The sequence below is a fragment of the Haloferax chudinovii genome (assembly GCF_042663345.1).
GTDB lineage: Archaea > Halobacteriota > Halobacteria > Halobacteriales > Haloferacaceae > Haloferax > Haloferax chudinovii.
This window is the reverse complement of the sequence record NZ_JBHTAB010000002.1, coordinates 192,958-214,225: the sequence shown is the minus strand read 5'-3', so window position 1 is coordinate 214,225 and position 21,268 is coordinate 192,958. Positions and strand designations below refer to the sequence as shown.

Annotated in this window: 20 protein-coding genes; 10 read left to right on the top strand and 10 right to left on the bottom strand. The window is 66.0% G+C overall.

The genetic code is table 11. The annotated features are described in order from the left end of the window. The first annotated feature begins 177 nt into the window (after positions 1–177). Entirely contained in the window at positions 178–561 is a 384-nt protein-coding gene (locus ACFQI8_RS05295; protein WP_390243233.1) for a methylglyoxal synthase, read from the top strand. A 114-nt stretch (positions 562–675) separates the two neighbouring features. After that, positions 676–1,107 (top strand): DUF7332 family protein, encoded by a 432-nt coding sequence (locus ACFQI8_RS05290; RefSeq protein WP_390243232.1) that lies wholly within the window; start codon positions 676–678, stop codon positions 1,105–1,107. A gap of 107 nt (positions 1,108–1,214) precedes the next feature. Here the strand turns inward: ACFQI8_RS05290 and ACFQI8_RS05285 are convergent, their stop codons facing one another. The 3 genes from ACFQI8_RS05285 to ACFQI8_RS05275 form a co-directional block, all read right to left on the bottom strand. Further along, positions 1,215–2,723, bottom strand: a complete 1,509-nt coding sequence (locus ACFQI8_RS05285) for a DUF7344 domain-containing protein (protein ID WP_390243231.1) — start codon at positions 2,721–2,723, stop codon at positions 1,215–1,217. 94 nt (positions 2,724–2,817) lie between these two features. Next, the gene (locus ACFQI8_RS05280; RefSeq protein ID WP_390243230.1) at positions 2,818–3,603 is read right to left on the bottom strand and encodes an endonuclease III domain-containing protein; all 786 of its coding nucleotides are present in this window, start codon (positions 3,601–3,603) and stop codon (positions 2,818–2,820) included. A 75-nt stretch (positions 3,604–3,678) separates the two neighbouring features. Beyond that, positions 3,679–4,104: a DUF371 domain-containing protein gene (locus ACFQI8_RS05275; RefSeq protein ID WP_390243229.1), complete on the bottom strand. Its 426-nt coding sequence runs from the start codon at positions 4,102–4,104 to the stop codon at positions 3,679–3,681. A 299-nt stretch (positions 4,105–4,403) separates the two neighbouring features. Between ACFQI8_RS05275 and ACFQI8_RS05270 the strand changes: the two genes are divergently transcribed. The 3 genes from ACFQI8_RS05270 (at position 4,404) to ACFQI8_RS05260 (ending at position 7,599) form a co-directional block, all read left to right on the top strand. Continuing rightward, positions 4,404–5,327: a coiled-coil protein gene (locus ACFQI8_RS05270; protein ID WP_390243228.1), complete on the top strand. Its 924-nt coding sequence runs from the start codon at positions 4,404–4,406 to the stop codon at positions 5,325–5,327. Between the two features lie 90 nt (positions 5,328–5,417). Beyond that, positions 5,418–6,419: a signal peptide peptidase SppA gene (sppA, locus tag ACFQI8_RS05265; protein ID WP_390243226.1), complete on the top strand. Its 1,002-nt coding sequence runs from the start codon at positions 5,418–5,420 to the stop codon at positions 6,417–6,419. A gap of 43 nt (positions 6,420–6,462) precedes the next feature. Then, positions 6,463–7,599, top strand: coding sequence for a DUF373 family protein (locus ACFQI8_RS05260; RefSeq protein ID WP_390243224.1), 1,137 nt, complete (start codon positions 6,463–6,465; stop codon positions 7,597–7,599). A 31-nt stretch (positions 7,600–7,630) separates the two neighbouring features. Here the strand turns inward: ACFQI8_RS05260 and ACFQI8_RS05255 are convergent, their stop codons facing one another. Both ACFQI8_RS05255 and ACFQI8_RS05250 read right to left on the bottom strand, forming a co-directional pair. Then, a complete protein-coding gene (locus tag ACFQI8_RS05255) occupies positions 7,631–7,822 on the bottom strand; it encodes a DUF7333 family protein (RefSeq protein WP_390243223.1) in 192 nt (63 codons plus the stop codon). Positions 7,823–7,909: 87 nt separating this feature from the next. Further along, positions 7,910–8,692: an aldo/keto reductase gene (locus ACFQI8_RS05250; protein ID WP_390243746.1), complete on the bottom strand. Its 783-nt coding sequence runs from the start codon at positions 8,690–8,692 to the stop codon at positions 7,910–7,912. A 226-nt stretch (positions 8,693–8,918) separates the two neighbouring features. Between ACFQI8_RS05250 and ACFQI8_RS05245 the strand changes: the two genes are divergently transcribed. Then, on the top strand, positions 8,919–9,116 hold the full coding sequence (locus ACFQI8_RS05245) for a hypothetical protein (RefSeq protein WP_042663541.1): 198 nt from the start codon (positions 8,919–8,921) through the stop codon (positions 9,114–9,116). A 146-nt stretch (positions 9,117–9,262) separates the two neighbouring features. Next, on the top strand, positions 9,263–9,973 hold the full coding sequence (locus ACFQI8_RS05240; RefSeq protein WP_390243222.1) for a DUF6517 family protein: 711 nt from the start codon (positions 9,263–9,265) through the stop codon (positions 9,971–9,973). A gap of 33 nt (positions 9,974–10,006) precedes the next feature. Here ACFQI8_RS05240 and ACFQI8_RS05235 read toward each other — a convergent pair whose 3' ends face one another. After that, on the bottom strand, positions 10,007–10,870 hold the full coding sequence (locus ACFQI8_RS05235; RefSeq protein WP_390243221.1) for a 2-oxoacid:ferredoxin oxidoreductase subunit beta: 864 nt from the start codon (positions 10,868–10,870) through the stop codon (positions 10,007–10,009). After that, a complete protein-coding gene (locus tag ACFQI8_RS05230; RefSeq protein WP_390243220.1) occupies positions 10,867–12,627 on the bottom strand; it encodes a 2-oxoacid:acceptor oxidoreductase subunit alpha in 1,761 nt (586 codons plus the stop codon). Before ACFQI8_RS05230 ends, ACFQI8_RS05235 begins: the two co-directional genes overlap by 4 nt. 305 nt (positions 12,628–12,932) lie before the next feature. On the opposite strand from ACFQI8_RS05230, the gene ACFQI8_RS05225 reads away from it, so the two are divergent. Next, positions 12,933–13,577 carry an FAD-dependent oxidoreductase gene (locus tag ACFQI8_RS05225; RefSeq protein ID WP_390243218.1) on the top strand — a complete coding sequence of 215 codons (645 nt, stop codon included), beginning with the start codon at positions 12,933–12,935 and terminating at the stop codon, positions 13,575–13,577. A 26-nt stretch (positions 13,578–13,603) separates the two neighbouring features. On the opposite strand, the gene ACFQI8_RS05220 is transcribed toward ACFQI8_RS05225, so the two are convergent. The 3 genes from ACFQI8_RS05220 to ACFQI8_RS05210 are packed head-to-tail and all read right to left on the bottom strand — an operon-like array spanning position 13,604 to position 17,173. Further along, on the bottom strand, positions 13,604–14,425 hold the full coding sequence (locus ACFQI8_RS05220; RefSeq protein ID WP_390243216.1) for an ABC transporter permease: 822 nt from the start codon (positions 14,423–14,425) through the stop codon (positions 13,604–13,606). After that, the gene (locus tag ACFQI8_RS05215) at positions 14,422–15,255 is read right to left on the bottom strand and encodes an ABC transporter ATP-binding protein (protein WP_390243215.1); all 834 of its coding nucleotides are present in this window, start codon (positions 15,253–15,255) and stop codon (positions 14,422–14,424) included. Before ACFQI8_RS05215 ends, ACFQI8_RS05220 begins: the two co-directional genes overlap by 4 nt. After that, positions 15,248–17,173 (bottom strand): NosD domain-containing protein, encoded by a 1,926-nt coding sequence (locus tag ACFQI8_RS05210; RefSeq protein WP_390243214.1) that lies wholly within the window; start codon positions 17,171–17,173, stop codon positions 15,248–15,250. Before ACFQI8_RS05210 ends, ACFQI8_RS05215 begins: the two co-directional genes overlap by 8 nt. 222 nt (positions 17,174–17,395) lie before the next feature. On the opposite strand from ACFQI8_RS05210, the gene ACFQI8_RS05205 reads away from it, so the two are divergent. Both ACFQI8_RS05205 and acs read left to right on the top strand, forming a co-directional pair. Further along, positions 17,396–19,096 (top strand): methylmalonyl-CoA mutase family protein, encoded by a 1,701-nt coding sequence (locus ACFQI8_RS05205; protein WP_390243213.1) that lies wholly within the window; start codon positions 17,396–17,398, stop codon positions 19,094–19,096. 181 nt (positions 19,097–19,277) lie between these two features. Further along, a complete protein-coding gene (gene acs, locus ACFQI8_RS05200; protein ID WP_390243212.1) occupies positions 19,278–21,266 on the top strand; it encodes an acetate--CoA ligase in 1,989 nt (662 codons plus the stop codon). Positions 21,267–21,268: the final 2 nt, after the last annotated feature.

Genomic DNA, 21,268 nt, shown 5'->3' with positions numbered 1-21,268 from the left:
CCTCCCTACTCGCTCGCTCCGCTCGCTCGTTGAGGAAGGGGCCTTAGCGCCTCAATTCAGGTAACGACTCGCGACCACGGTGACCCGCATCGACGCGTCAATCGCCCGCCGCGCGACGGTTTCTCACGGACGGCTTCCGGGCGAAGATTAATCAGTACTCTCGAACGAGTGGTTGCCATGCGTCTCGCACTTATCGCGCACGACGAGAAGAAGCCGGACCTCATCTCGTTCGCCGAAGAGCGAAAAGCCGACCTCGAACGCTTCGAACTCATGGCGACGGGCACGACCGGCCAGCGACTCATCGACGCCACGGGCCTCGATATCGAGCGCAAGCAGTCCGGGCCGCTCGGCGGCGACATGCAGATCGGCGCGGAGATAGCCAGCGAGACCTGCGACGGCGTCATCTTCCTCCGCGACCCGCTGACCGCCCAGCCCCACGAACCGGACATCACCGCCCTGCTCCGCATCTGCGACGTCCACCAGACGCCGCTGGCGACCAACCTCGCCAGCGCGGACGCCGTCCTCGACGAACTCATCAGACAGCTCGACGGCGAGGAGTAACACCGGGACCGGGCTACGACGCGACGCGCGCGTCCATCGCCTCGTTTCGAGATACGGTATCACGCCTGAGAATCGCGGCGTACCCTTAATTACCAGCGCGCCGGAGGCGACGGTATGCACGCCGCGACTCGCGCGTCCCTGACACTCGCCGTGATTCTCACTGTCGCGACCGCCCCGGTCGCCGCCGCGACCGCCGCGACTTCGCCGTGTTTCTCCGGCGAAGGCCACCAGTTCGACATCGGCGGCGAGGGCGCGGGTATCGACCTCGCGGTCTTCCTTTCTGTGTTCGAGAACCTCGGCGGCGAGGGCGGTTTCGGGATGGAAGCCAGCGGCTCCATCGGCAACGACTCCATCGTCCAACTCCGGGCGGGCGTCGCGTTCGACGGCGTCGGCCCCGCCGCGGCGTTCCTTTCGAACCCCTTCTCGCGGTTCAGCGTCGTCTACGACTACTCGATGCGCCTCCCGATGTTCGCCGACTCTGGCATCGAATCGAGCTACGAAGACGACGGCTCGCCGGTGAGCGGACTCGACGCGACGGCCTGTTAGTCAGTCGTCTGCGTTTGGTGACAGAACTGCGATGAAAACTCAAACAGTCACCCTGTGGGAATTCTACAGCAAGCAAGGCAGAGTGTCGGGGCTTGACTCCGAGACAGTCAGGGACTCCGTGTGAATCGATAAATGATCGGAACGAACACCAGTGCGGTATAGATTGCGAACCAGACGTTCGAACTGATGTTGGAAATCAGCGCTAGCTCGCCGACGTTTCCGAGGAGGATGACGATAGCAGTGATACCGATGAGGAGATAATATATCGGTTCTGTGAGCATCCCCAGATTCGTATTCAACCATCGCCTCCTTGGCGATGTCCGTCCTGCACTCGTTCTGAGATAGTCCGCAAAGCTATCTCCCGGGCTCACTTTCCCGCGGTGCTTGTCGAAATCGATTACGTTCGCGTCGTCTAACTTCGGGAGGTGAGCCTGATACAGGGCCGTATAGACCCTCTTTCGCTCCGACGAGGTGAGCTGTCCAATCGCTTTATCGGTCTCGTTGGATGCGATTCGCTCGGCGAGGTCGCCGATAGACACCGGAGAATCAACGTCTTCGAGGATATCGATGACCATTCTACGCCGCGCGTTCTGTAGGATGTGGAAACGGTTGTCCAGTTCCCGTTGTCCTCCGCCGTTTTCAGGGATATATTCGCGAAGCGAACGAAGATACGCGTCAAATAGCTCCCCGCGACGCACGGTTCCGTTCGCTTCATCGAACTCGATTACACCCTTCTCGGACAACTTCTTCAGATGCGTTTGATAGAGGGCGATGTACACTCTTTTGCGCTCATCAGACGTCAGTTGAGACCGCGCTTTATCGTTCTCTTGAGCGGCGATTCGCTCGGCAATCTCTTCGATGGTCAGTGGAGACCCCGACTGAGATACCATCCGTATGGTTGAACGCCGCCTCGAGCTTTTCAGTATGTCAAATACTTCGTCTTTTGAGATTTCACTGGACGTGCGGTAATCGGTATCCGGTTCCCGCTGGTGCGCCTGCCGTCTAATCGCCTGATATTCGATTTCGTTTCCGGCTAGCGCACCGAGTACCCCGCCGATCACCGTTGCATCGAGAGAAGACAACAACCCAAGAGGGATTCCGACGACGATTCCGACTAACATCCCTCGCCCCGTGGTCGTGAGACGGCTCACGGATTCCGTCTCCACTCGGGGTCCTTCTTCGTCATCGGCCGTGTTTTGCTGACCGACCGCCGAATCACTGTTCGATTTCTGTACGTGACTGTCGAGTGGTTGAGAGCCACCGTCTGTGGCTATCTCTTCGGCTTGTTCGTCTCGGTCGTCGTCGTCTCCCTCTTGGAACGTCTCTAAGAATTCGTCATTAATTGAATCCAAGTTGGATATATAATAATTCACGCTCTGGTCGATGTTGTCCTCGATCTCTTTTTGAACCTCGTTCAGATGAGAGATGATGTACAAAATCGAGAACACGATGACGACTAAGAGACCGAATTGAAGCGATATCAGATAGCCGATATACGTTGGAGAGTTCAGCAGTTCCGCAATTCTACTCGGTGCCCACTGAACGTAGCCAATTATGAATGCCCCGACTGCGACGGATTTAGTTCCAAGACCGATCAGTCGGTCTGTCGACTCCATGCCGAATAATTCTATCCGTCTTACATATCGTTTTCTCTGTCATACCTCCTCTCGTAGCTGTTCGACCTGCATCGATATCTCTCGGCAATCGACGCTATGTCTCTTGACCTGAGTTGTCGGTTACTCCGACCATATCGCACACGTCGGCCATCGGGCACGCTTCTGGTCCATCAAGACAAGCAGGCTTGCGGGCCTTGCAGAACTCGCGGCCGAACTGAATCATCGCGGTGTGGCCGAAGCCACATTTCTCGTCGGGGATATCGCGTTCGAGCGCCGCGCGGACCCCTTCGTGGTCGGCGTCGGCGGGCGCGAGTCCGATTCGCCGAGCGATGCGGTGGACGTGGGTGTCGACGGGGAATACGCCGCCGCGGCCACCCGCGAAGAGGAGGACGCAGTCGGCGGTCTTCGGGCCGACGCCCTTCATCTCCAAGAGGCGGTCGCGGACCGTCGCGGGGTCGTCCTCGCGGACGTAGCGGTCGAAGTCGGCCTCGCTTCCGAAGTCGACCAGCACCTCCTCTGCGACACCCTGGATGAGCTTCGATTTCTGGTTGTAGAGCCCGCCGGAGCGGATGGCGTCGACGATGCCCTCGCGGTCGGCCGCCGCCAGCGACTCGGCAAGGTCGCCGCCGCCGTACTGCGCCGTGAGTTCGTCGTGGGCCGGCTGGCTCGCCTTGTCGCTCGTGTTCTGGCTCAGAATGGTTCGGACGAGACACTCGAAGCCGCCCTGTCCGCCGTAGGCCTTCCGCCAGTAGCGCTCGCCGAGCCGGTCGACGACGACCTCGGCGCGCGTCGCAGTCTCGGGGTCAGTGGGGTCGAACGCCGTGTCTCGGCCGCCGCCGCTCGCGCCGCCGCTGATGTTCTCGGAGGGTTCTTCGGGCATGGCCGGAGGTTACGACCGCGCGGTGAAAAGCCCACGCCGTCGGTCGGCTCGCGTCGGCCCGTCGCGGTCGCGGGGTTACTCGACTTCGAGAGTGACGGTCAGTTCCGCGCCGTCGGCGAGCGCCGAGACGAGGTCGCGGTCGAAGCCGGCCGCGGCGTGGGCCGCGCCGACCGCGCCCGTCCGGTCGTCCACGTAGTCGCTCGTGCGGAAGACGATACTGCGGTCGCCCTCGAACGTGAGGTCCGGGTGCCCGCGGGCGCGGACGGTCTGCTCGTAGGCGTCGTCGCTCGCGGCCACGCGGACGTGCACGTCGATAGTCGCCTCGGGGGACTGGCAGGCCTCGACGAACGCCGGGTCGAAGTCGGCGGGCGTGCGGTCGGCCTCGACGCCGATAATGCAGTCTCCCGCGGGGGTGAGCCAGTCGTCTGTCGTCACCTCGAAGGTGCTCGCGTGTTCGGCGCGCACGTGTTCGTGGCCGCGTGCGCGAATGACCTCTCTCATGGCGTGGCATCCGACCCGACTGGGTTTAGCCCCCACGATTCACACCCCATTTATATATCTCTATGCTAATGACTAACATGGTGAATACGGTCGATACGAGCGGTGTGGTAACTGTTTTCACCCGAATTTCCACCGAAGTATTTATTAACTGGTCGCCTGTACGTGTATGTACCTGAGCGCCTCCGGCGTTCCGGCGGCATCGCACGCAGAATGATCGGGAATTCTTATCCACGGCCGGTCGCACTCTCACGAGCAGCCGCCACGCACGGAGTGGTGATGGTATCGAGGATTGATTACGCATGGTAACGAAGCAGGAAGTACTTAGCGAGTTCGACGTGCAGGAACTCGACGAGGCACGAAACATCGATCTCCCAGACGAAAAGCTCGAGAGCGGCTCGAAAGGCGAACTCATCAAACTCGCCGGTCAACTCCGTGACCGCCGCAATGAACTGAACCAGATGGCTTCTGAGCGCGCGTCCAAGCGCGACGACCTCAACGCGAAGACTCGCGAGAAGGTCGACGAAGCCCAGAAGCACCGCGAGAAGCGCGACGAGATGAACTCGCAGGTGCAGGAACACAAGCAGAGCCGCAACGAGCTCAACGCGAAGGCCAACGAGCTGTTCGACGAGGTCGACGAGATGAAAAGCGACCTCGAGCTCGACGACGGCAAGGACATCGACGAGCTCAAAGAGGAGATCGAGCAACTCGAGTTCCGCCAGCAGACCGAAGTCCTCTCGACCGAAGACGAGCGCGAGCTCATCGAGAAGATCGAGAACAAGCGCGAAGACCTTCGCCAGAAAAAGGACAAGGTCGAAGAGAGCGGTGACCTCGAAGAGCTCATCGAAGAGGCAGAAGAGGTCCGCTCCGAGGCGTCCCAGCACCACCAGAAGGTGACCGAGCTGGCCGACGACGCCCAGGAACACCACAACCAGATGATCGAGGCCTACCGCGAGGCCGACGACATCCGCGACAAGGCCGACGAGATGCACGAGCTCTTCGTCGAAGCCCAGGAAGCGGCCGACCGTCACCACGAGGACTTCGTCCGCGTCCAGAAGCGCCTCCGCGAGCTGGACAAGAAGGAAGAGCGCCAGCGCAAGGACTCCCGCGCCGAGGAGCGCGAGGCCGCCAAGGCCGAGGCCGAGGAAATCTACCAGAAGTTCAAGGAAGGCGAGACCCTCGAGACCGAGGACCTGATGAAGCTCCAGAAGTCCGGTCTGCTCTAAACTCCGGTCACTTTCTCTCTCTTCGTCGCGCTTGCGACGTGTCATTTTTATCCCGTTCGAAGCCCGAGCGACAGCCATGAGTGATTCACCGTGACCGACAGCTTCACGCGCGTCTCCCGGCTGGCTATCGTGGTCGTCCTCGCCGTCGTCGCGGCGGCGGTCGGCTGGGTCCTGTTCTACAGCGTCCCCGACACGCTCGCCGACCTCGCGGGGCTCTTCTTGGTCATCGGAACGGTCGTCGCCGCGCTCCGCGTCGGCGGCAGGCTCGCCGCCTCGGCGTTCCCCGACTACGACGTGGCCGAGGTCGCCGTCGAAGGGCCGATTTCCCGCGACGGCGGCGGTGGCCCGGTTCCGGGTCGCGGCGGCGGCACGCCCGCCGACGACATCGTCGACCAGATAGACGCCGCGGCCGCCGACGAGAGCGTCGACGCGCTCCTCGTCAAACTGAACACCCCCGGCGGCGAGGTACTACCGAGCGACGACATCCGCCGGGCCGCCGCCGACTTCGACGGGCCGACGGTCGCCTATGCCACCGACACCTGCGCCTCGGGCGGCTACTGGATCGCAAGCGGCTGTGACGAACTGTGGTCCCACGACGTGAGCGTCGTCGGCTCTATCGGCGTCATCGGCTCGTCGGTCAACGCCTCGGAGTTGGCCGACAAACTCGGACTCTCTTACGAGCGGTTCGCCGCGGGGAAGTACAAGGACGCCGGGATGGCCCTCAAGGAGCCGACCGAAGACGAACGCGAGTACCTGCAGGGACTCATCGACGACTACTACGACGACTTCGTCGAGCGCGTGGCGGAGGGTCGCGATATGGACCCGGAGGTCGTCCGCGACACGGAAGCCCGCGTCTACCTCGGCGAGGAGGCCCACGAACTCGGGCTGGTCGACTCGCTGGGTACCCGCGACGACGTGGAAGACCGACTCGCCGAACGCCTCGACCGCGACGAGGTCACAGTCGAGGAGTTCACCCCCGAGGTCGGCCTCACGGACCGCCTCCGGGGCGGCGTCGAGGGGGCGGCGTACGCCTTCGGTGCGGGCCTCGCCTCGTCGGTCGAAGCGGACGACGGCTTCTCGTTTCGGTTCTGACGACTGGGAGGCTTTTTAGCCCGCGCCCGCGTTCGTCTGCCACGTGACAACGCTCGTCCTCTGTGTCGACCGGGCGAACGATATCGGCCGGAAGACCGGGCTCTCGACGCCCGTCGTCGGCTGGGAAGCGGTCAGGTCGCTCGTGACGGACGTGGGGCTCGCGGACCCCGAGGATTCGAGCGTCAACTGTCTTCTCGCGGCGTTGCGGACGACGCGCGAACTCAGAGACGAGCGCGAGGACGCCGAAATCGCGGTCGTCTCGGGGACGAGCGACGGCGCTGTCGGGGCCGACCGCGCCGTCGCGCGACAGCTCGACGACCTCGTCGAGCGGTACGACGTCGAGTCCGCGGTCGTCGTCATCGACAGCGCGGAAGACGAGCGGCTCGTCCCCGTCGTCGAGAGCAGGCTCCGGGTCGACGCGGTCGACCGCGTGGTCGTCCGGCAGGCCCACGACATCGAGTCGACGTACTACCTGCTCAAGCAGTTCCTCGGCGACGAGGAGCTTCGCTCGACGATACTCGTCCCGCTCGGCGTCGGGCTACTGCTCGTCCCGTTGCTTCTCGTCCAGTTCACCCCCGCGGTCGCGCTGGCCGGCCTCGCCGCTCTGATGGGCGCGGTGCTCCTCTACAAGGGGCTGGCCATCGACGAGTTCCTCTCGGACGCCCCGGACCAGGTTCGCGACGCCCTCTACTCCGGACAGGTGTCGGTCGTCACCTACGCGGTCGCCGCGGGGCTGGCCATCGTCGGGTTGTTCCTCGGCGCACTCGCCATTCGGTCGCCCGGCGTCGGTGGGACCGAGGAGGTGCTCGTCCCGTCGCTTCTGTTCGTCTACCACAGCGTCCCGTGGCTGGCGCTCGCCGCGCTGACCGCGAGCGCGGGTCGCCTCTTGGACGAACTCATCAGGAGCGAGCGCGTCTCGACGTCGTACATGAACCTCCCGTTCGGCGTCGTCGCCATCGGGCTGGTCGTCCGCGGCTTCGCCGGCTTCCTCCTCGAACGGCAGGGGGAGTTGGCGCACCTCGAACTGCTCGGACGACTCGCGCTCACGCCGGTCCAGCGGCTGGTGATTTTCATCGTCGCTGGCATCGTCGTGAGCGTCGTGGGCGTCCGCATCTCGGCGAGCGTCTCGGACGAGACGCTGGACGACGTGGTCGACACGCCGCGAGAAAACGAGAGCTGAGGCCTTCCGTTCCGCTTTTTTGTTCGTATCGCTAGTCCGACGCGCGGTACTCGCCGTGTTTGACGCCGATGGCGAGACAGACGGCCCCGAAGACGAGCATCGCGGGGGTCACCATCATCAGGACCGTACTGGTGGCCATCGCGCCCATGCCGACGAGCGCCGCGGTTCCGACGACGACGAGCGCGACGAGCAACGCGACTGTCTTGGGGAGGTCGAACTCCATGAAAATCTGTCGGGACTCGTTCGACAAATCCGTTGCGGCTCTGAACTGCGAATCGAGCGTCGAACCGGAAAACGTGAGTTCGGCCGCTTACCAGGGCGCGAAGTCGGGGTCGACGCGGCGGTCTTCGGTCTCGATAGCGTCGATGGCGGCCACGTCCTCGTCGTCGAGTTCGAGCGCGAGCGACTCCCAGTTGTCGCGGACGTGGCCCTCGCTCGTCGCCTTCGGAATCGCGGTGACGCCCTTCTCGCGGAGCCACGCCAGCGACACCTGCGCCTCGCTCGCGTCGTGTTTCTCGGCGATATCGGACAGCACGTCGACGTCGAACACCGCCCCGCGGGCCAGCGGGGAGTACGCGACGATTTCGATGTCCTCCTCGGCGCAGACCTCGCGGAGACTCTCCTGTTGGAGAAGCGGGTGCATCTCGATTTGGTTGGCGAAGACGCCGGAGTCGGACAGTTCGACGGCCTCGCGGACCTGTTCGGGTTCGAAGTTGGAGATGCCGACGCGCTCGGTCAGTCCCCGGTCGACGAGTTCGTCGAAGGCCGCGAGGGTCTCTTCGGCGTCGTACTCGCGGGACGGCCAGTGGACGTACAGGAGGTCGACGTAGTCGACGCCGAGCTTTTCGAGGCTCGCTTCGGTGCTCTCGATGACGTCGTCGGGGGACAGTTCGTCGATCCACACCTTCGTCGCGAGGAACACCTCGTCGCGGTCGACGTCGGCGGCGGCGATGCCCTCGCCGACCTCCGCCTCATTTCCGTACGCTTGGGCGGTGTCGATGTGGCGGTAGCCCATCTCAAGCGCCGTCTGGACCGCGTTGCGACACTCGTCGGCGTTCGTGTTCTGCCACGTTCCGAGCCCGAGCATCGGCATCCCGTTCGCTCGCGGTGTGTCGTCTACTGAGGTAGGGTTCTCCGTCATGGGTGAGTGGTGGGCCGCGAGTTGAAAAGGCGTTCCGAAAGGGCGGACGAATTTCCGGCTTTCACGGCCTGAGAGTGTGTCACACGGGGGCTCGGATGTTCGTCACTCGACGTCAACCGACGCTCGGCGGCGGATAGTTTATGTGTCATGTGATAGCATATATGTACGGTGGTCAAGAATGTCGTCCGCATCAGAGCCGTTGACAGAAGAGAACACGAACGCGTTCGCACACCGCATCGCGGGTGACTCGCTCGTCTACGAGTGTCCGAACTGCGAGTTCGGCGAGGTGTTGGTGACGGAGCTCATCGAGTCAGACGACGCGCGGTGTCTCGATTGTGGGACGCGCTACCGGCTCAACATCGAGACGGTGGAGTAACGGGCGGGTCGGCGGGAGACCCAGCGGCGGTTCGGTCACCTCGGTCACCCGGACCCGCTTGGTCCCGCTCGGACCGACTCGGTCGGTCGCTCGGCGCTTTTTCGCGGCGGCGAGACTGTCATACTCTCTGCGCGCCTCTAGGTCGCATGCCTCAACCACGCACAGCCCTCGCACTCGCGATCGTCGTCACCCTCGCCGGTTGCCTCGGCGGGGTCGGCGGTTCGACCACGTTCGCGGCCCAGCCCGCGACGATTCCCGCGTCGGCCTACGAGGCTCACGGCTACGTCCACGGCAACAGCACCGCCGTCCCGCTTTCGTACGACGTGGGCGTCGGCCCCGCCGCTCGCTCCGTCGGCGCGGAGGTCTGGGTGTCCGGGTACTCGAAGACGACCGACGACGACGACATCACGGCGCTCGTGGTCGTCTCGTCGCCGAACGCCGAGGTCGCCGGCCAGTCGGTCAACCCGCTTTCGAACCTCGGCAACCGCGAACTCGTCGCGGCCGGTCTCGACTTGCTGGCCGACGCGCAGGCGCTCGGAAACGTCCCCGAGGTCAACGGCGTCCGCGAGGTCAGCGCGCGGACCGTCACGATGCTCGGGTCGGAGACGGAACTCGTCACCTACGCGGGGACGGTCGAGGTCGAAGCCGGCGAGACCGCCGTCGACGGAGAGACAGTCGCCTATGAGGGCGGGACGGCCGAGGTGCGACTCCACCTCGCGACGGTCGAACACGACGGCGACGTGGTGGTCGTCCTCGCGGTCCACGGGGCCGACGTGGACGAGACCGAGGCGGTCGCGGCGCTCGCGAGCGCTGTCGAGCATCCGGGGACAGTCGAAAGAACGGTCGAAGGTCGGTGAGCGGTCGGAGCGGCGTCTTCGGCGAGGTCGGCGTTAGTAGAACTCGCGGACGAGGTCCATCGCGTCGTCGGGCGCGCCCGACGGGATGTCCGACATGTCCTGGTCGACGCCGAACTTCTCCTCGTAGGAGACGGAGCTTTCGTCCTTGTAGATGATGCCCTCGTACTCCTTCGACGAGTCGAGAATCTTCTCTTTGGCCGCGTCGTAGTCGGTCGGGTCGTGGTCGGTGTCCGCGAGGTCGACGAGGTTGTCGCGGAAGTAGTCGTAGGTGTCGACGTCGTTGAACGTGACACAGGGACTGAACACGTTCACGAAGCCGAAGCCGTCGTGTTCGATGGCCTCCTGGACGATTTCCGCGTGGCGCTTGTGGTCCGTCGCGAACGACTGCGCGATGAACGTGCCGCCGGCGGCCAGCGCCAGCGCGAGCGGGTTGACCGGGGGCTGTTTCGGCCCTTCGGGGGTCGTCGAGGTCTCGAAGTCCTCGCGCGAGGTCGGCGAGGCCTGCCCCTTCGTGAGGCCGTAGATGCGGTTGTCCATGACGGTGTAGGCCATGTCCACGTTGCGGCGGACGGCGTGGATGAAGTGGCCCGCGCCGATGGAGTAGCCGTCACCGTCGCCGCCGGCGGCGACGACGGTCAGGTCGGGGTTCGCCAACTTGACGCCGGCGGCGACCGGGAGCGAGCGCCCGTGGACGCCGTGGATGGCGTACGAGTGCATGTACGTCCCGATTTTCCCGGAACAGCCGATACCGGCGACCATGAACGTGTTGTCGGGGTCGGTGCCGGAGTTGGCGAGGGCTTTCATGATGCCGTTCATCGTCCCGAAGTCCCCACAGCCGGGACACCAGGTCGGTTGTTTGTCTGACTTGAAGTCGGTGAAGCGGACGTTTGAGCTCATGCTGAGACCTCCTCTGTGTCGAGGGTGGCTTTGATTTCGTCTGCGAGTTCGTCCGCCTTGAAGCGGACGCCGTCGTATTTGTTAACGCGCTTGACACGGGTCAATGTGTCGTGCTCGACGACGTTGGCGAACTGCCCCGTCGCGTTACACTCGACGACGATGACCTCGTCTGCCGCCTCGATTTCCTCGGTGAGGTCCGGTCGCGGGAACATGTACGGGACCGACAGGAACCGCACGTCGATGCCGTCTTCTTCGAGGAGGTCCAGCGCCTCGACGAGCGCGCCCTCGTTGGAGCCCCACGAGAGGATGAGCGTGTCGGAGTCGGCGTCGCCGAACTCGCGCGGCGAGAAGTCCTCGGTCTCCGTTGCGGTCTCGACCTTCCGGTCGCGCTTGTCGACCTGGTCGACGCGCATCGACCGGTCTTCGGTCCGCCGACCGAGCTCGTCGTGTTCGAGGCCCGTCGACATGTGCGCGCCCTGTTCCGTGCCGGGGAACGCGCGCGGGCTGACGCCGTCGTCGGTGAGCGCGTGCGGCTGGAAGCGACCTTCCTCGTCGAGCCACTCGTCGATGGAGTCGTCGTCGACGACCTTACCGCGGTCGATTTCGACCTCGTCCATGTCGAACGTCTCGGGAGAGAACGTCTGTTCCGTGACCGCCATCGCGAGGTCGGCGGCGACGTACACCGGAACCTGATACTTCTCGGCGAAGTTGAACGCCTCGATGGTCTTCCAGAAGCACTCGTCGATGCTCGTCGGCGCGACGACGAAGCGCGGAATCTCGCCGTGGCCGCCGTAGAGCATCATGTTGAGGTCGCCCTGTTCCTGCTTGGTCGGCATCCCCGTCGAGGGACCCGAGCGCATCACGTCGACGATGACGAGCGGCGTCTCGGAGGTGGCGACGAGACCGAACGTCTCGGTCATCAGGTCGATACCCGGACCGGACGTGGCGGTCATCGACCGCGCGCCGGCGCGTGCCGCACCGAGTGCGAGGTTGATGGCCGCGAGCTCGTCTTCCGCCTGCACGACGTGCCCGCCGTAGCGTTCGATGCGGCCGGTGAGATACTCCATCACGTCCGTCGCTGGCGTGATGGGGTAGCCGGCGTAGAAGCGACAGCCGGCGGCGATGGCGCCCATGCCGATGGCCTGGTCGCCGTTGATGAGCACGTAGTCCTCGTCGGTCGTCTCGAGGTCGTAGTCGAACTCGTGGTCGTACTCGTCGTGGACGTATTCGAGGCCCGCGCGAGCCGCCTTCTTGTTGTTCTCGACGATGGCCTCGCCCTTCCCCCCGAAGCGCTTCTGGAGCGCGCTGTCGAGGTTCTCGATGGGGAAGTCCGCGACGGCGCACGCCGCGCCGAGCGCGACGACGTTGCGCATGATTGCGCCGCCCGCCTCCTCGGCGAGCGCCTTGAGGGGGACGTCCAGCCCGACCATTCCCTCGGGGATTTCGACGTCCGCCATGGTGGAGCGGTCGCCGTCGTAGATGATGACGGAGCCCTCGTGTAGTTCGTCGAGGTTCTCGTCGATTGTTCGTTGTGTGAGCGCGATGAGCACGTCGAGTCTGTCGACGACGCTCTGCACGGGGTCGATGGCAGTCCGAACCTTGTACGCGGTGTATCCGCCCCGGATTCGCGAAGCGAAGTCCTTAGAGGTGAACACGTGGCGTCCAGCCCGGGAGAGTGCCTGAGCGAAAATCTTCCCCGTGGAGTCGATGCCATCGCCAGCCTCGCCGCCGATGGCCCAGTTGAAGTCCGCAGGCATGCTGGGTAAAATCTACCCATAGCCGGGTCAAAAGCCTTCTGAAAATTGGTGTTAAACGTCGGTGCTGATAATCGATAGGAATCTCACGAACAAGGTTATATATCGATATTGAGACGTATTTGTCTATCCAAACGGTGTGTAGATGGTATTTTATTGAACGAATGTCAAATCATGGTGTGTTTCGACCTCTCGTGACAATTATTTCCGGCTTACACTGTGCGGGCGGCTCGCACGGTTCGCACCGGTCTCCGGTGCGCGCGTCCGGGAAGGCAAGGCCCTTGTGAGACTGCCACCAACCCGGTCGCATGGACGCAATCGTCACCGTCGCCGCGGTCAGCGACGTCGGCCCCGGCACGGTCGCCATCGAGTTCGAGACGCCCGACGGCTTCGAGGCCGAACCGGGCCAGTTCGTCAAGCTCTCCGCCGAGGTCGACGGCGAGTCGTACGCGCGGTTCTACACGCTGTCGTCGCCCGGCGTCGGCGACACCTTCGAAGTGACCGTCGGCATCGACCCCGAGGAGGCCGGGCCGTTCAGCCGGCACCTCGACTCGCTCGCGGCCGGCGACGATGTCGAGATTTCCGGGCCGTTCGGTCGGAGCTACTACGACGGCGAGTCGCGCGTGGTCGTCCTCGCGGGCGGGCCCGGCGTCGGCCCCGCGGTCGGCATCGCCGAGGCCGCGGTCGCCGACGGCAACGAGGCCGCCGTGGTCTACCTCGACGACGCGCCCGCGCACGAGGAACGGCTCTCCGCGCTCCGCGACGACGGCGCGAGCGTCGTCGTCACCGGCGACGAGTCCGACCTTGCCGACGCCGTCGTCGATGCGCTCACCGGCGACGAGGGCGAACAGGTCTTCGTCTACGGCTTCGCCGACTTCGTCGAGAACGCGACCGACGCCGTCGAGGCCGCCGGCGGCGACGCCGACGCGGCGAAAGTCGAGAACTTCGGATAACCGGTTCACGCGCGCCGCCCGCGACACTATTCTACGGGTCGCCACGCCGTCAGCACCGCGACCGCGAGCGCGACGACGACCCAGCCGACGAGTCCCGCCAGCGCCGCGACCGGCGACCCCGCCCCGCCGGTCTCGACGGCGACGCCGAGGACGAGCGACCGGAACGCCCCGTTCGGGCTCACCGCGAGCGCGAGCGGCACCGCGTCGACTCCGAAGGTCCCCGAGGCCAGTCCGGCGATGGCGGCGGCGTCGACGCCGACGACGAAGGCGACGAGCAGGCCGACGGCGAGCGCAATCGCCTGCCTCGCGGTCCGCGCGGCGGCCGAAACGGCGAGCGCGACGGCCGCGACCGCGAGCGCGAACAGGACCGCGAGGACGGAAAAGCGGAGGAACGCGACCGGCGAGTCGGCGGCCTCGTTCAGTGCGAGGAACGTCGGATCCGGCGGCGAGAGCATTGGAACGGTCGCCCCCGCGGCGAGGAGCGACCCGAAGACGACGAGGGCGACCGCGAGCCCCCGGCCGAGGTAGACGCCGCCGACGTAGGCCGGTCGAGACACGTCGAACGTGCGGAGCACGTCGAGTTCGCCCGACTCGCGGTCCGAGAGCACCGCGCGGTAACAGAGCGCGACGGCGAGAAGCGGGACGAGCGCCTCCACGAACGGGAGCAAGTCGAGCACCAGCGGGACGTACCCGCCGCGCGCGCCCGACCCCGCGGCCGCGACCGCGACGACGGTCAGCCCGAAGACGACCGAGAGCGCGACGACCGCCGGCGTTCTGACGACCGTCCGAAGCTCGCGCGCCGCGATGGCGAACAGGTCGCCGACGCCGTCGAGGTCGCCGCCGCTCATCTGCCCGTCACCTCCTCGGTCGCCACGAGGTCGCCGAAGGCGGTCTGGAGGTCCGCCGCGCCGACCGACTCGACCACCGCCCGCGGGTCGCCGTCGGCGACGAACCGCCCGCCGTCGAGGACGACCACGCGGTCGGCGGTCCGCTCGACGGGACCGAGGTTGTGCGACGAGAGGACGACCGCGATGCCCGCGTCGGCGAGGTCGGAGACGATGTCGAACAGCCGCTCGACCATGCCGGGGTCGAGACCGCTGGCCGGCTCGTCGAGGACGACCACGGCCGGGTCGCCGACGAGCGCTCGCCCGAGACCGAGCAGGCGCGTCATCCCGCCGGAGAGCGCACCGACCCGGCGGCCCGCGGCGTCCGCGAGGCCGACGCGTTCCAACACCCCGGCCACGTCCACGTCTTCGTCCACGAACTGCGCGTAGAACTCGAGCGTGTCGGCCGCGGAGAAGCCGGCGCGGAAGCCGGGTTGCTGGGGGAGATAGCCCACGCGGGCGCGCCCGCCGCCGGTATCTGTCGAGCCCACCGTGACGGTTCCCTCGTCGGGCGCGCGGACTCGCGCGAGAAACCGCAGGAGCGTGGACTTCCCCGAGCCGTTGGGGCCGACGAGCGCGACGATTTCGCCGGGGGCGACCGACAGCGAGACGCCGTCGAGGACGCCCACGTCGCCGAAGGCGTGTCTGAGGTCGGTCGCGGCGACGGCCGGCCGGCCGCCCTCGGCGTCAGGCTCAGCGTCGACATCGGCGTTCTCGCCCGTCGATTCGTCGGGGACGGTCTCGGCGGTCGTCGCGGGTTCGGGGTTCGGCATCGTGGTGGATTCGTCAGTCATCGGTCTCCTCCGTCGCGTTCAGGCTGGCGAGCGTCTCCGGTCGAACTGGCTCGGTCCGGGGCGCGGCGTCGACCACGCCCGACCCGCGGAGGCCGGACACCGCGTCGCGGGCGCGGCGGAGCGCGCGCATCGCGGGCGACTCCGAGAGCGCGAGCGCGCCGGGCTCGCGGCCGAGTTCGGCGTCGACCGCCCCGGAGGGCTGATACGCCCGGTCGTAGACCCCGTCGCCGTCGGCGTCTTCGAGCGGGAGGTCGCCCCAGTAGTTGCCCGCGCCGCCGGCGGTCCACGTCCGCATCGGGCCGAGCGACGACTCGACGCGCACGTCGTTGCCGACGACGTCGTTTCGGACGACGACGTTCGTCGGGAACGTCGAACTCCCGCGGACGCCGACGCCGTTGCCGGCGACGACGTTTCCGACGTACACCTGCCGGTCGCCGCTCACGTCCATGCCGTAGTCGTTGCCGGCGAAGACGTTGTCCGCGACGTAGGTGTCGCTCCCGGCGGGCATGAACCCGAAATCCGACTCGCGTACGTCGTTTCCGACCACGAGATTGCCGACGGGTCGGGTCATGAGGACGACCCCGATGCGGTCCCCGCGGACGACGTTGTCGGCGACGAGCGCGTCGGAGGTGTACATCTGGTGGACGCCGTAGCGACCGTCTTCCATGCGGTTGTCGCGGACGACGCTCCCGTCGGCGCGGTGGGTGTAGACGCCGTCGCGGCCGCCGAGGAACGTCGAGTCCCGTACGACCGCCCGCTCGCCGATGAGGACGACGCCCATGAAGCCGTCGGCGGGCTCGTCGGCCCCGCGGACGGTCACGCCGTCGACGACGCTGTCGGTGCTCTCGCGGGCGATGATTCCGCTCGCGGGCGTGTCGATTTCCACGCCGCGGACCGCCGACCCGTTCGCGCCGTCGAGGACGATACCGGCGTCGCCGCGGCCGTAGGCGAGTTCGACGCGGGTGTCCCAGTCGACGGACTCGTTTTGGGCGCGGACCCGTCGCGTCCCCACCTCGCCGACGCCGGAGATGGAGAGATCACCGACCGCGCTCCGGTCGGCGCGGAGATGGACGACGCTCCCGTTCCCGTCGCCGACGAGTCGCGTGTCGCTTCCGGCACCGCGGAGCGTCACCGAGCGGTTCAGTTCGACCGCGTCGACCGAGTAGGTGCCCGCGGGGACGTAGACGGTCGTGTTCGCGGGGGCCGATTCGACGGCGGCTTCGACGGTCGGCGCGTCGTCGCCGACGACGGTCGAGACGGGTCTGTCGAACAGTGCGTCACTCGCGGCGGTAGTCCGGTTCGCCCACTCGTGGTGGGCGGCGACCGACGACTCGAAGGCGGCGAGCCGGGACGAAAGCGGGTCGCCGGCGCGGTCGCGGAGCGTCGCCCAATCGACGACTTCGCCGCCGTGGGCGTCCGCGAACGAGCGCGCCGCGTCGGCGTCGGAAAACGGAATCGCAATCGGGCCAGAGGGGACCCGCGCGCCGGAGTCGACGACGAACGACGCCGCGGACGCCCTCGTCCAGCCGGGGGTGCGGTTGTGTTCGGTTCGGAGGTAGCCGTCGGCGTCGAGGTCGGGCGAGACGGTCGCGTAGTCGGTGACGAAGACCGCGAGGGGGTCGCCGAACTGGCGCGCGCTCTCGGGCGTGGACACGTCGGCGGCGGCCGTGCGAACGTCGTAGTAGCCGATGATGTAGCGGTACCGCGAGAAGTGGGCCTGCGCGAGCGGGACCTCGAACCCGTCGACTTCGGCCGTGCGAACGTCGACCGACGTGCCGCCGGTTTTGACCGTGTCGTCGAAGGCGACCGGCGAGACGGACCCGGAGACGGGGACGACAAAGGAGACGCTGGCGAAGACGAACATGAGCGCCGTCGCGGCGGCGACCCAGCGGGTCGTCTCGGGCGTGAGAAGCGCCATCGGTCAGCGCTCGGCTCCGACGGATTCGGGGCCTGCGGCGGGATGAGCCGCCGCTTCGAGGCGCGCCGTGGCTGTCGCGCGGTCGTGCATGGCGAGGGCTAGGCGGTCCGGGGATGATATGTACGATGGTCTGTGCGTCGAACTCTCGCGGCCCGTGACGAGCCGGCCGGGGGACGGATTCCGACCCAAATCCTTAATCATCATCCATACGGATTGGGGAGCATGTACGACGAGGATGATTTGGCGTCTATCCGCGAGGCGCGCGACGAGTGGGAGTCGGAGACCCGCGACCCGTTCGTGGAGAAGGGCGGCGAGCGCAAAGACCGGTTCGCCACCGTCTCCAACCACGGGGTAGAGGACCTCTACACCCCCGCCGACGTGGCCGACCTCGACTACGAGTCGGACCTCGGCTTCCCCGGTAAACCCCCGTACACGCGCGGGGTGTACCCCACGATGTACCGCGGGCGGACGTGGACGATGCGGCAGTTCGCCGGCTTCGGCACGGCCACGGAGACCAACGAGCGCTTCCACTACCTCATCGAGAACGGCCAGACCGGCCTCTCGACGGCGTTCGACATGCCCTCGCTCATGGGCAAGGACTCCGACGACCCGCTTTCGGACGGCGAGGTCGGAAAGGAGGGCGTCGCGGTCGACACCCTCCGCGACATGGAGGTGCTGTTCGACGGCATCGACATCGGCGAGGTGACGACCTCCTTCACCATCAACCCCTCCGCGCCGGTCGTCTTCGCCATGTACGTCGCGCTCGCGGACAACCGCGGCGTCCCCCGCGAGCGCATCGGCGGTACCTTCCAGAACGATATGCTCAAGGAGTTCATCGCGCAGAAGGAGTGGGTCATCCCGCCGGAGTCGTCGCTCAAACTCGTCACCGACACCGTCGAGTTCGCCGCCGAGGAGACCCCGCGCATCCGCCCCATCTCGGTGTCGGGCTACCACATCCGGGAGGCCGGGTCGACGGCGGTACAGGAACTCGCCTTCACCCTCGCCGACGGCTTCGCTTACGTCGAAGACGCCGTGGACCGCGGCCTCGACGTGGACGAGTTCGCCCCCCAGCTGTCGTTTTTCTTCAACTCTCACAACTCCATCTTCGAGGAGGTGGCGAAGTTCCGCGCCGCCCGCCGCATCTACCACGACGTGATGTCGGAGTGGTACGACGCCGAGGACGAGCGCTCGACGCAGTTGAAGTTCCACACCCAGACGGCGGGGCAGTCGCTGACGGCCCAACAGCCGCTCAACAACATCGTCCGCGTCACGATTCAGGCGCTCGCGGGCGTCCTCGGCGGCACGCAGTCGCTCCACACCAACAGCTTCGACGAGGCGCTGGCGCTCCCCTCGGAGGAGGCTGTCACCGTCGCACTCCGCACCCAGCAGATAATCGCCGAGGAGTCCGGCGCGGCCGACGTCATCGACCCCCTCGGTGGGAGCTACTTCGTGGAGACGCTGACCGACGAAATCGAGGCCGAGGCGATGGCCTACATCGAGGAGATTCGGGAGATGGGCGACGGCTCCGTCCGCGACGGCGTCCTCGCCGGTATCGACGAGGGCTACTACCACCGCGAGATAAGCGAGGCGTCCTACGAGTACCAGTCGCGGGTCGAAGACGGCGAAGAGGTCGTCGTCGGCGTCAACAAGTACGACACCGAGGGGGACACCCGCCCCGACCTGCTCCACGTCGAAGACGAGGTACAGGACCGACAGCTCGCGCGCCTCGAATCCGTCAAGGACGACCGCGACGACGCGGCGGTCGAAGCCGCGCTCTCAGACCTCCGCGAGACTGTCCGCGACGGCGACAACGTCATGCCGGTGCTCGTCGACGCCGTCAAGGAGTACGTCACGATGGGCGAAATCATGGACGTGTTCGCCGAGGAGTACGGCACCTACCGCGAGACCATCGGCGTGATGTGAGGGCTCCGACGCGGTACCGCCACCCCCGACCGGAATGACACGACTTTGGTTGATGGAAACGCGTGTCGACGGGGATTCGTAACCGACCGACAGCCCGGCGACCGCCCGCTGACAACGCCGCCGTCCGGACTGCGTGACTACATAGATTTATCATGGAGGATTAGTGTAGGTAACACGTACTATGGCAGACGGAGACACCGAACTGGAGGCACGGCTGGTCGAGCAAGAGGAGTTCGAACCCTCCGAGGAGTTCGTCGCGCAAGCGAACGTCTCCGACCCGGCCGTCTACGACGAGTTCGAGGAGAACTGGCCGGAGTGTTGGGAGCGGGCGGCCGAGATGCTCGACTGGGACGAAGCGTACGACGAGGTGCTGGACGACTCGAACCCGCCGTTCTACGAGTGGTTCACCGGCGGCAAGCTCAACGTCTCGTACAACTGCGTGGACCGCCACGTCGAAAACGGCGACAAGAACCGCGTCGCGATCAAGTGGGAGGGTGAACACGGCGAGACACGGACGTACACGTATCAGGACCTCTACCGCGAGGTCAACGAGTTCGCGGCGGCCCTGCGCGACCTCGGCGTCGAGGAAGACGACGTGGTCACGCTCTACATGCCGATGATTCCGGAGCTACCCATCGCCATGCTGGCCTGCGCCCGCATCGGCGCGCCGCACTCGGTCGTCTTCGGCGGCTTCTCCGCCGACGCGCTGGCGACGCGGATGAACGCCGCGGACTCTCAGTTCCTCGTCACCTGCGACGGCTACTACCGCCGCGGGGACCCGCTCGACCACCTCGACAAGGCCAACGAGGGGCTCGACGGCGTCGACCACGGCGTCGATGCCACGGTCGTCGTCGACCGCCTCGGCGACGACGGCTTCGGCCACGACCTGAAGGGCAACCAGCACGACTGGGGCGACCTCCTCGACGAGCACGCGGGCGAGCGCATCGACCCCGTCGAGCGCGACGCCGAGGACATGCTGTTCCTCATGTACACGTCGGGGACGACGGGTCAGCCGAAGGGCGTCAAACACACCACCGGCGGCTACCTCGCGTACGCGGCGTGGACCTCGCAGGCGGTCCTCGACATCGAGAAGGAAGACACCTACTGGTGTTCGGCCGACATCGGCTGGATTACGGGCCACTCGTACATCGTCTACGGCCCGATGGCGCTCGGTACGACGACGGTGATGTACGAGGGGACGCCCGACTTTCCCAACCGCGACCGCCTGTGGGACATCATCGAGAAGTACGCGGTCGACATCTTCTACACCGCGCCGACGGCGATTCGCGCGTTCATGAAGTGGGGAAGCCGGTTCCCCGAACAGCACGACCTATCGAGCCTGCGCCTGCTCGGGACGGTCGGCGAGCCCATCAACCCGCGCGCGTGGAAGTGGTACTACAAGCACATCGGTAACGAGGAGTGTCCGGTCGTGGACACGTGGTGGCAGACCGAGACCGGCGGGATGATGATAACGACCCTGCCGGGCGTCAAGAAGATGAAACCCGGCTCCGCCGGGCCGCCGCTCCCGGGCATCGACGCCCAAATCGTCGACACGAGCGGGGAACAGGTCGACGCCGGTCGCGCGGGCTATCTCACGGTGAACAAGCCGTGGCCGGGGATGCTCCGGACGCTCTACAACAACGACGAGCGCTTCATCCAGGAGTACTGGCAGGAGTACTCCGACACCGATAGCGACGACCCCGACGACTGGGTCTACTTCCCCGAGGACGGCGCGAAAATCGACGGCGACGACTACATCACCATCCTCGGGCGCGTGGACGACGTCATCAACGTCTCGGGCCACCGCCTCGGAACGATGGAGATCGAGTCGGCTATCGTCGGCGTCGAGGGCGTGGCCGAGGCCGCCGTCGTCGGCGGCAACCACGAGGTGAAAGGCGAGGCCGTCTACGCCTACGTCATCACCGAGGAGGGACAGGACGAAGACGAGGCGATGCGACAGCGCATCATCGAGGGCGTCGAGGACGCCATCGGCCCAATCGCTCGCCCCGAGATGGTCGTGTTCACGCCCGAACTGCCGAAGACGCGCTCTGGAAAGATTATGCGTCGGCTCCTCGAAGAGATTGCGAACGGCGAGGAACTCGGCGACACGACGACGCTTCGGAACCCCGAAGTCGTCGAGTCGATTCAGCGGCAGGTCGAAAGCGAGTAACG

Coding starts and splice junctions, on each gene's coding strand:
- ACFQI8_RS05295 (WP_390243233.1), top strand. CDS start 178: ATGCGTCTCGCACTTATCGCGCACGACGAGAAGAAGCCGGACCTCATC.
- ACFQI8_RS05290 (WP_390243232.1), top strand. CDS start 676: ATGCACGCCGCGACTCGCGCGTCCCTGACACTCGCCGTGATTCTCACT.
- ACFQI8_RS05285 (WP_390243231.1), bottom strand. CDS start 2,723: ATGGAGTCGACAGACCGACTGATCGGTCTTGGAACTAAATCCGTCGCA.
- ACFQI8_RS05280 (WP_390243230.1), bottom strand. CDS start 3,603: ATGCCCGAAGAACCCTCCGAGAACATCAGCGGCGGCGCGAGCGGCGGC.
- ACFQI8_RS05275 (WP_390243229.1), bottom strand. CDS start 4,104: ATGAGAGAGGTCATTCGCGCACGCGGCCACGAACACGTGCGCGCCGAA.
- ACFQI8_RS05270 (WP_390243228.1), top strand. CDS start 4,404: ATGGTAACGAAGCAGGAAGTACTTAGCGAGTTCGACGTGCAGGAACTC.
- ACFQI8_RS05255 (WP_390243223.1), bottom strand. CDS start 7,822: ATGGAGTTCGACCTCCCCAAGACAGTCGCGTTGCTCGTCGCGCTCGTC.
- ACFQI8_RS05250 (WP_390243746.1), bottom strand. CDS start 8,692: ATGCCGATGCTCGGGCTCGGAACGTGGCAGAACACGAACGCCGACGAG.
- ACFQI8_RS05245 (WP_042663541.1), top strand. CDS start 8,919: ATGTCGTCCGCATCAGAGCCGTTGACAGAAGAGAACACGAACGCGTTC.
- ACFQI8_RS05240 (WP_390243222.1), top strand. CDS start 9,263: ATGCCTCAACCACGCACAGCCCTCGCACTCGCGATCGTCGTCACCCTC.
- ACFQI8_RS05235 (WP_390243221.1), bottom strand. CDS start 10,870: ATGAGCTCAAACGTCCGCTTCACCGACTTCAAGTCAGACAAACAACCG.
- ACFQI8_RS05230 (WP_390243220.1), bottom strand. CDS start 12,627: ATGCCTGCGGACTTCAACTGGGCCATCGGCGGCGAGGCTGGCGATGGC.
- ACFQI8_RS05225 (WP_390243218.1), top strand. CDS start 12,933: ATGGACGCAATCGTCACCGTCGCCGCGGTCAGCGACGTCGGCCCCGGC.
- ACFQI8_RS05220 (WP_390243216.1), bottom strand. CDS start 14,425: ATGAGCGGCGGCGACCTCGACGGCGTCGGCGACCTGTTCGCCATCGCG.
- ACFQI8_RS05215 (WP_390243215.1), bottom strand. CDS start 15,255: ATGACTGACGAATCCACCACGATGCCGAACCCCGAACCCGCGACGACC.
- ACFQI8_RS05210 (WP_390243214.1), bottom strand. CDS start 17,173: ATGGCGCTTCTCACGCCCGAGACGACCCGCTGGGTCGCCGCCGCGACG.
- ACFQI8_RS05205 (WP_390243213.1), top strand. CDS start 17,396: ATGTACGACGAGGATGATTTGGCGTCTATCCGCGAGGCGCGCGACGAG.
- acs (WP_390243212.1), top strand. CDS start 19,278: ATGGCAGACGGAGACACCGAACTGGAGGCACGGCTGGTCGAGCAAGAG.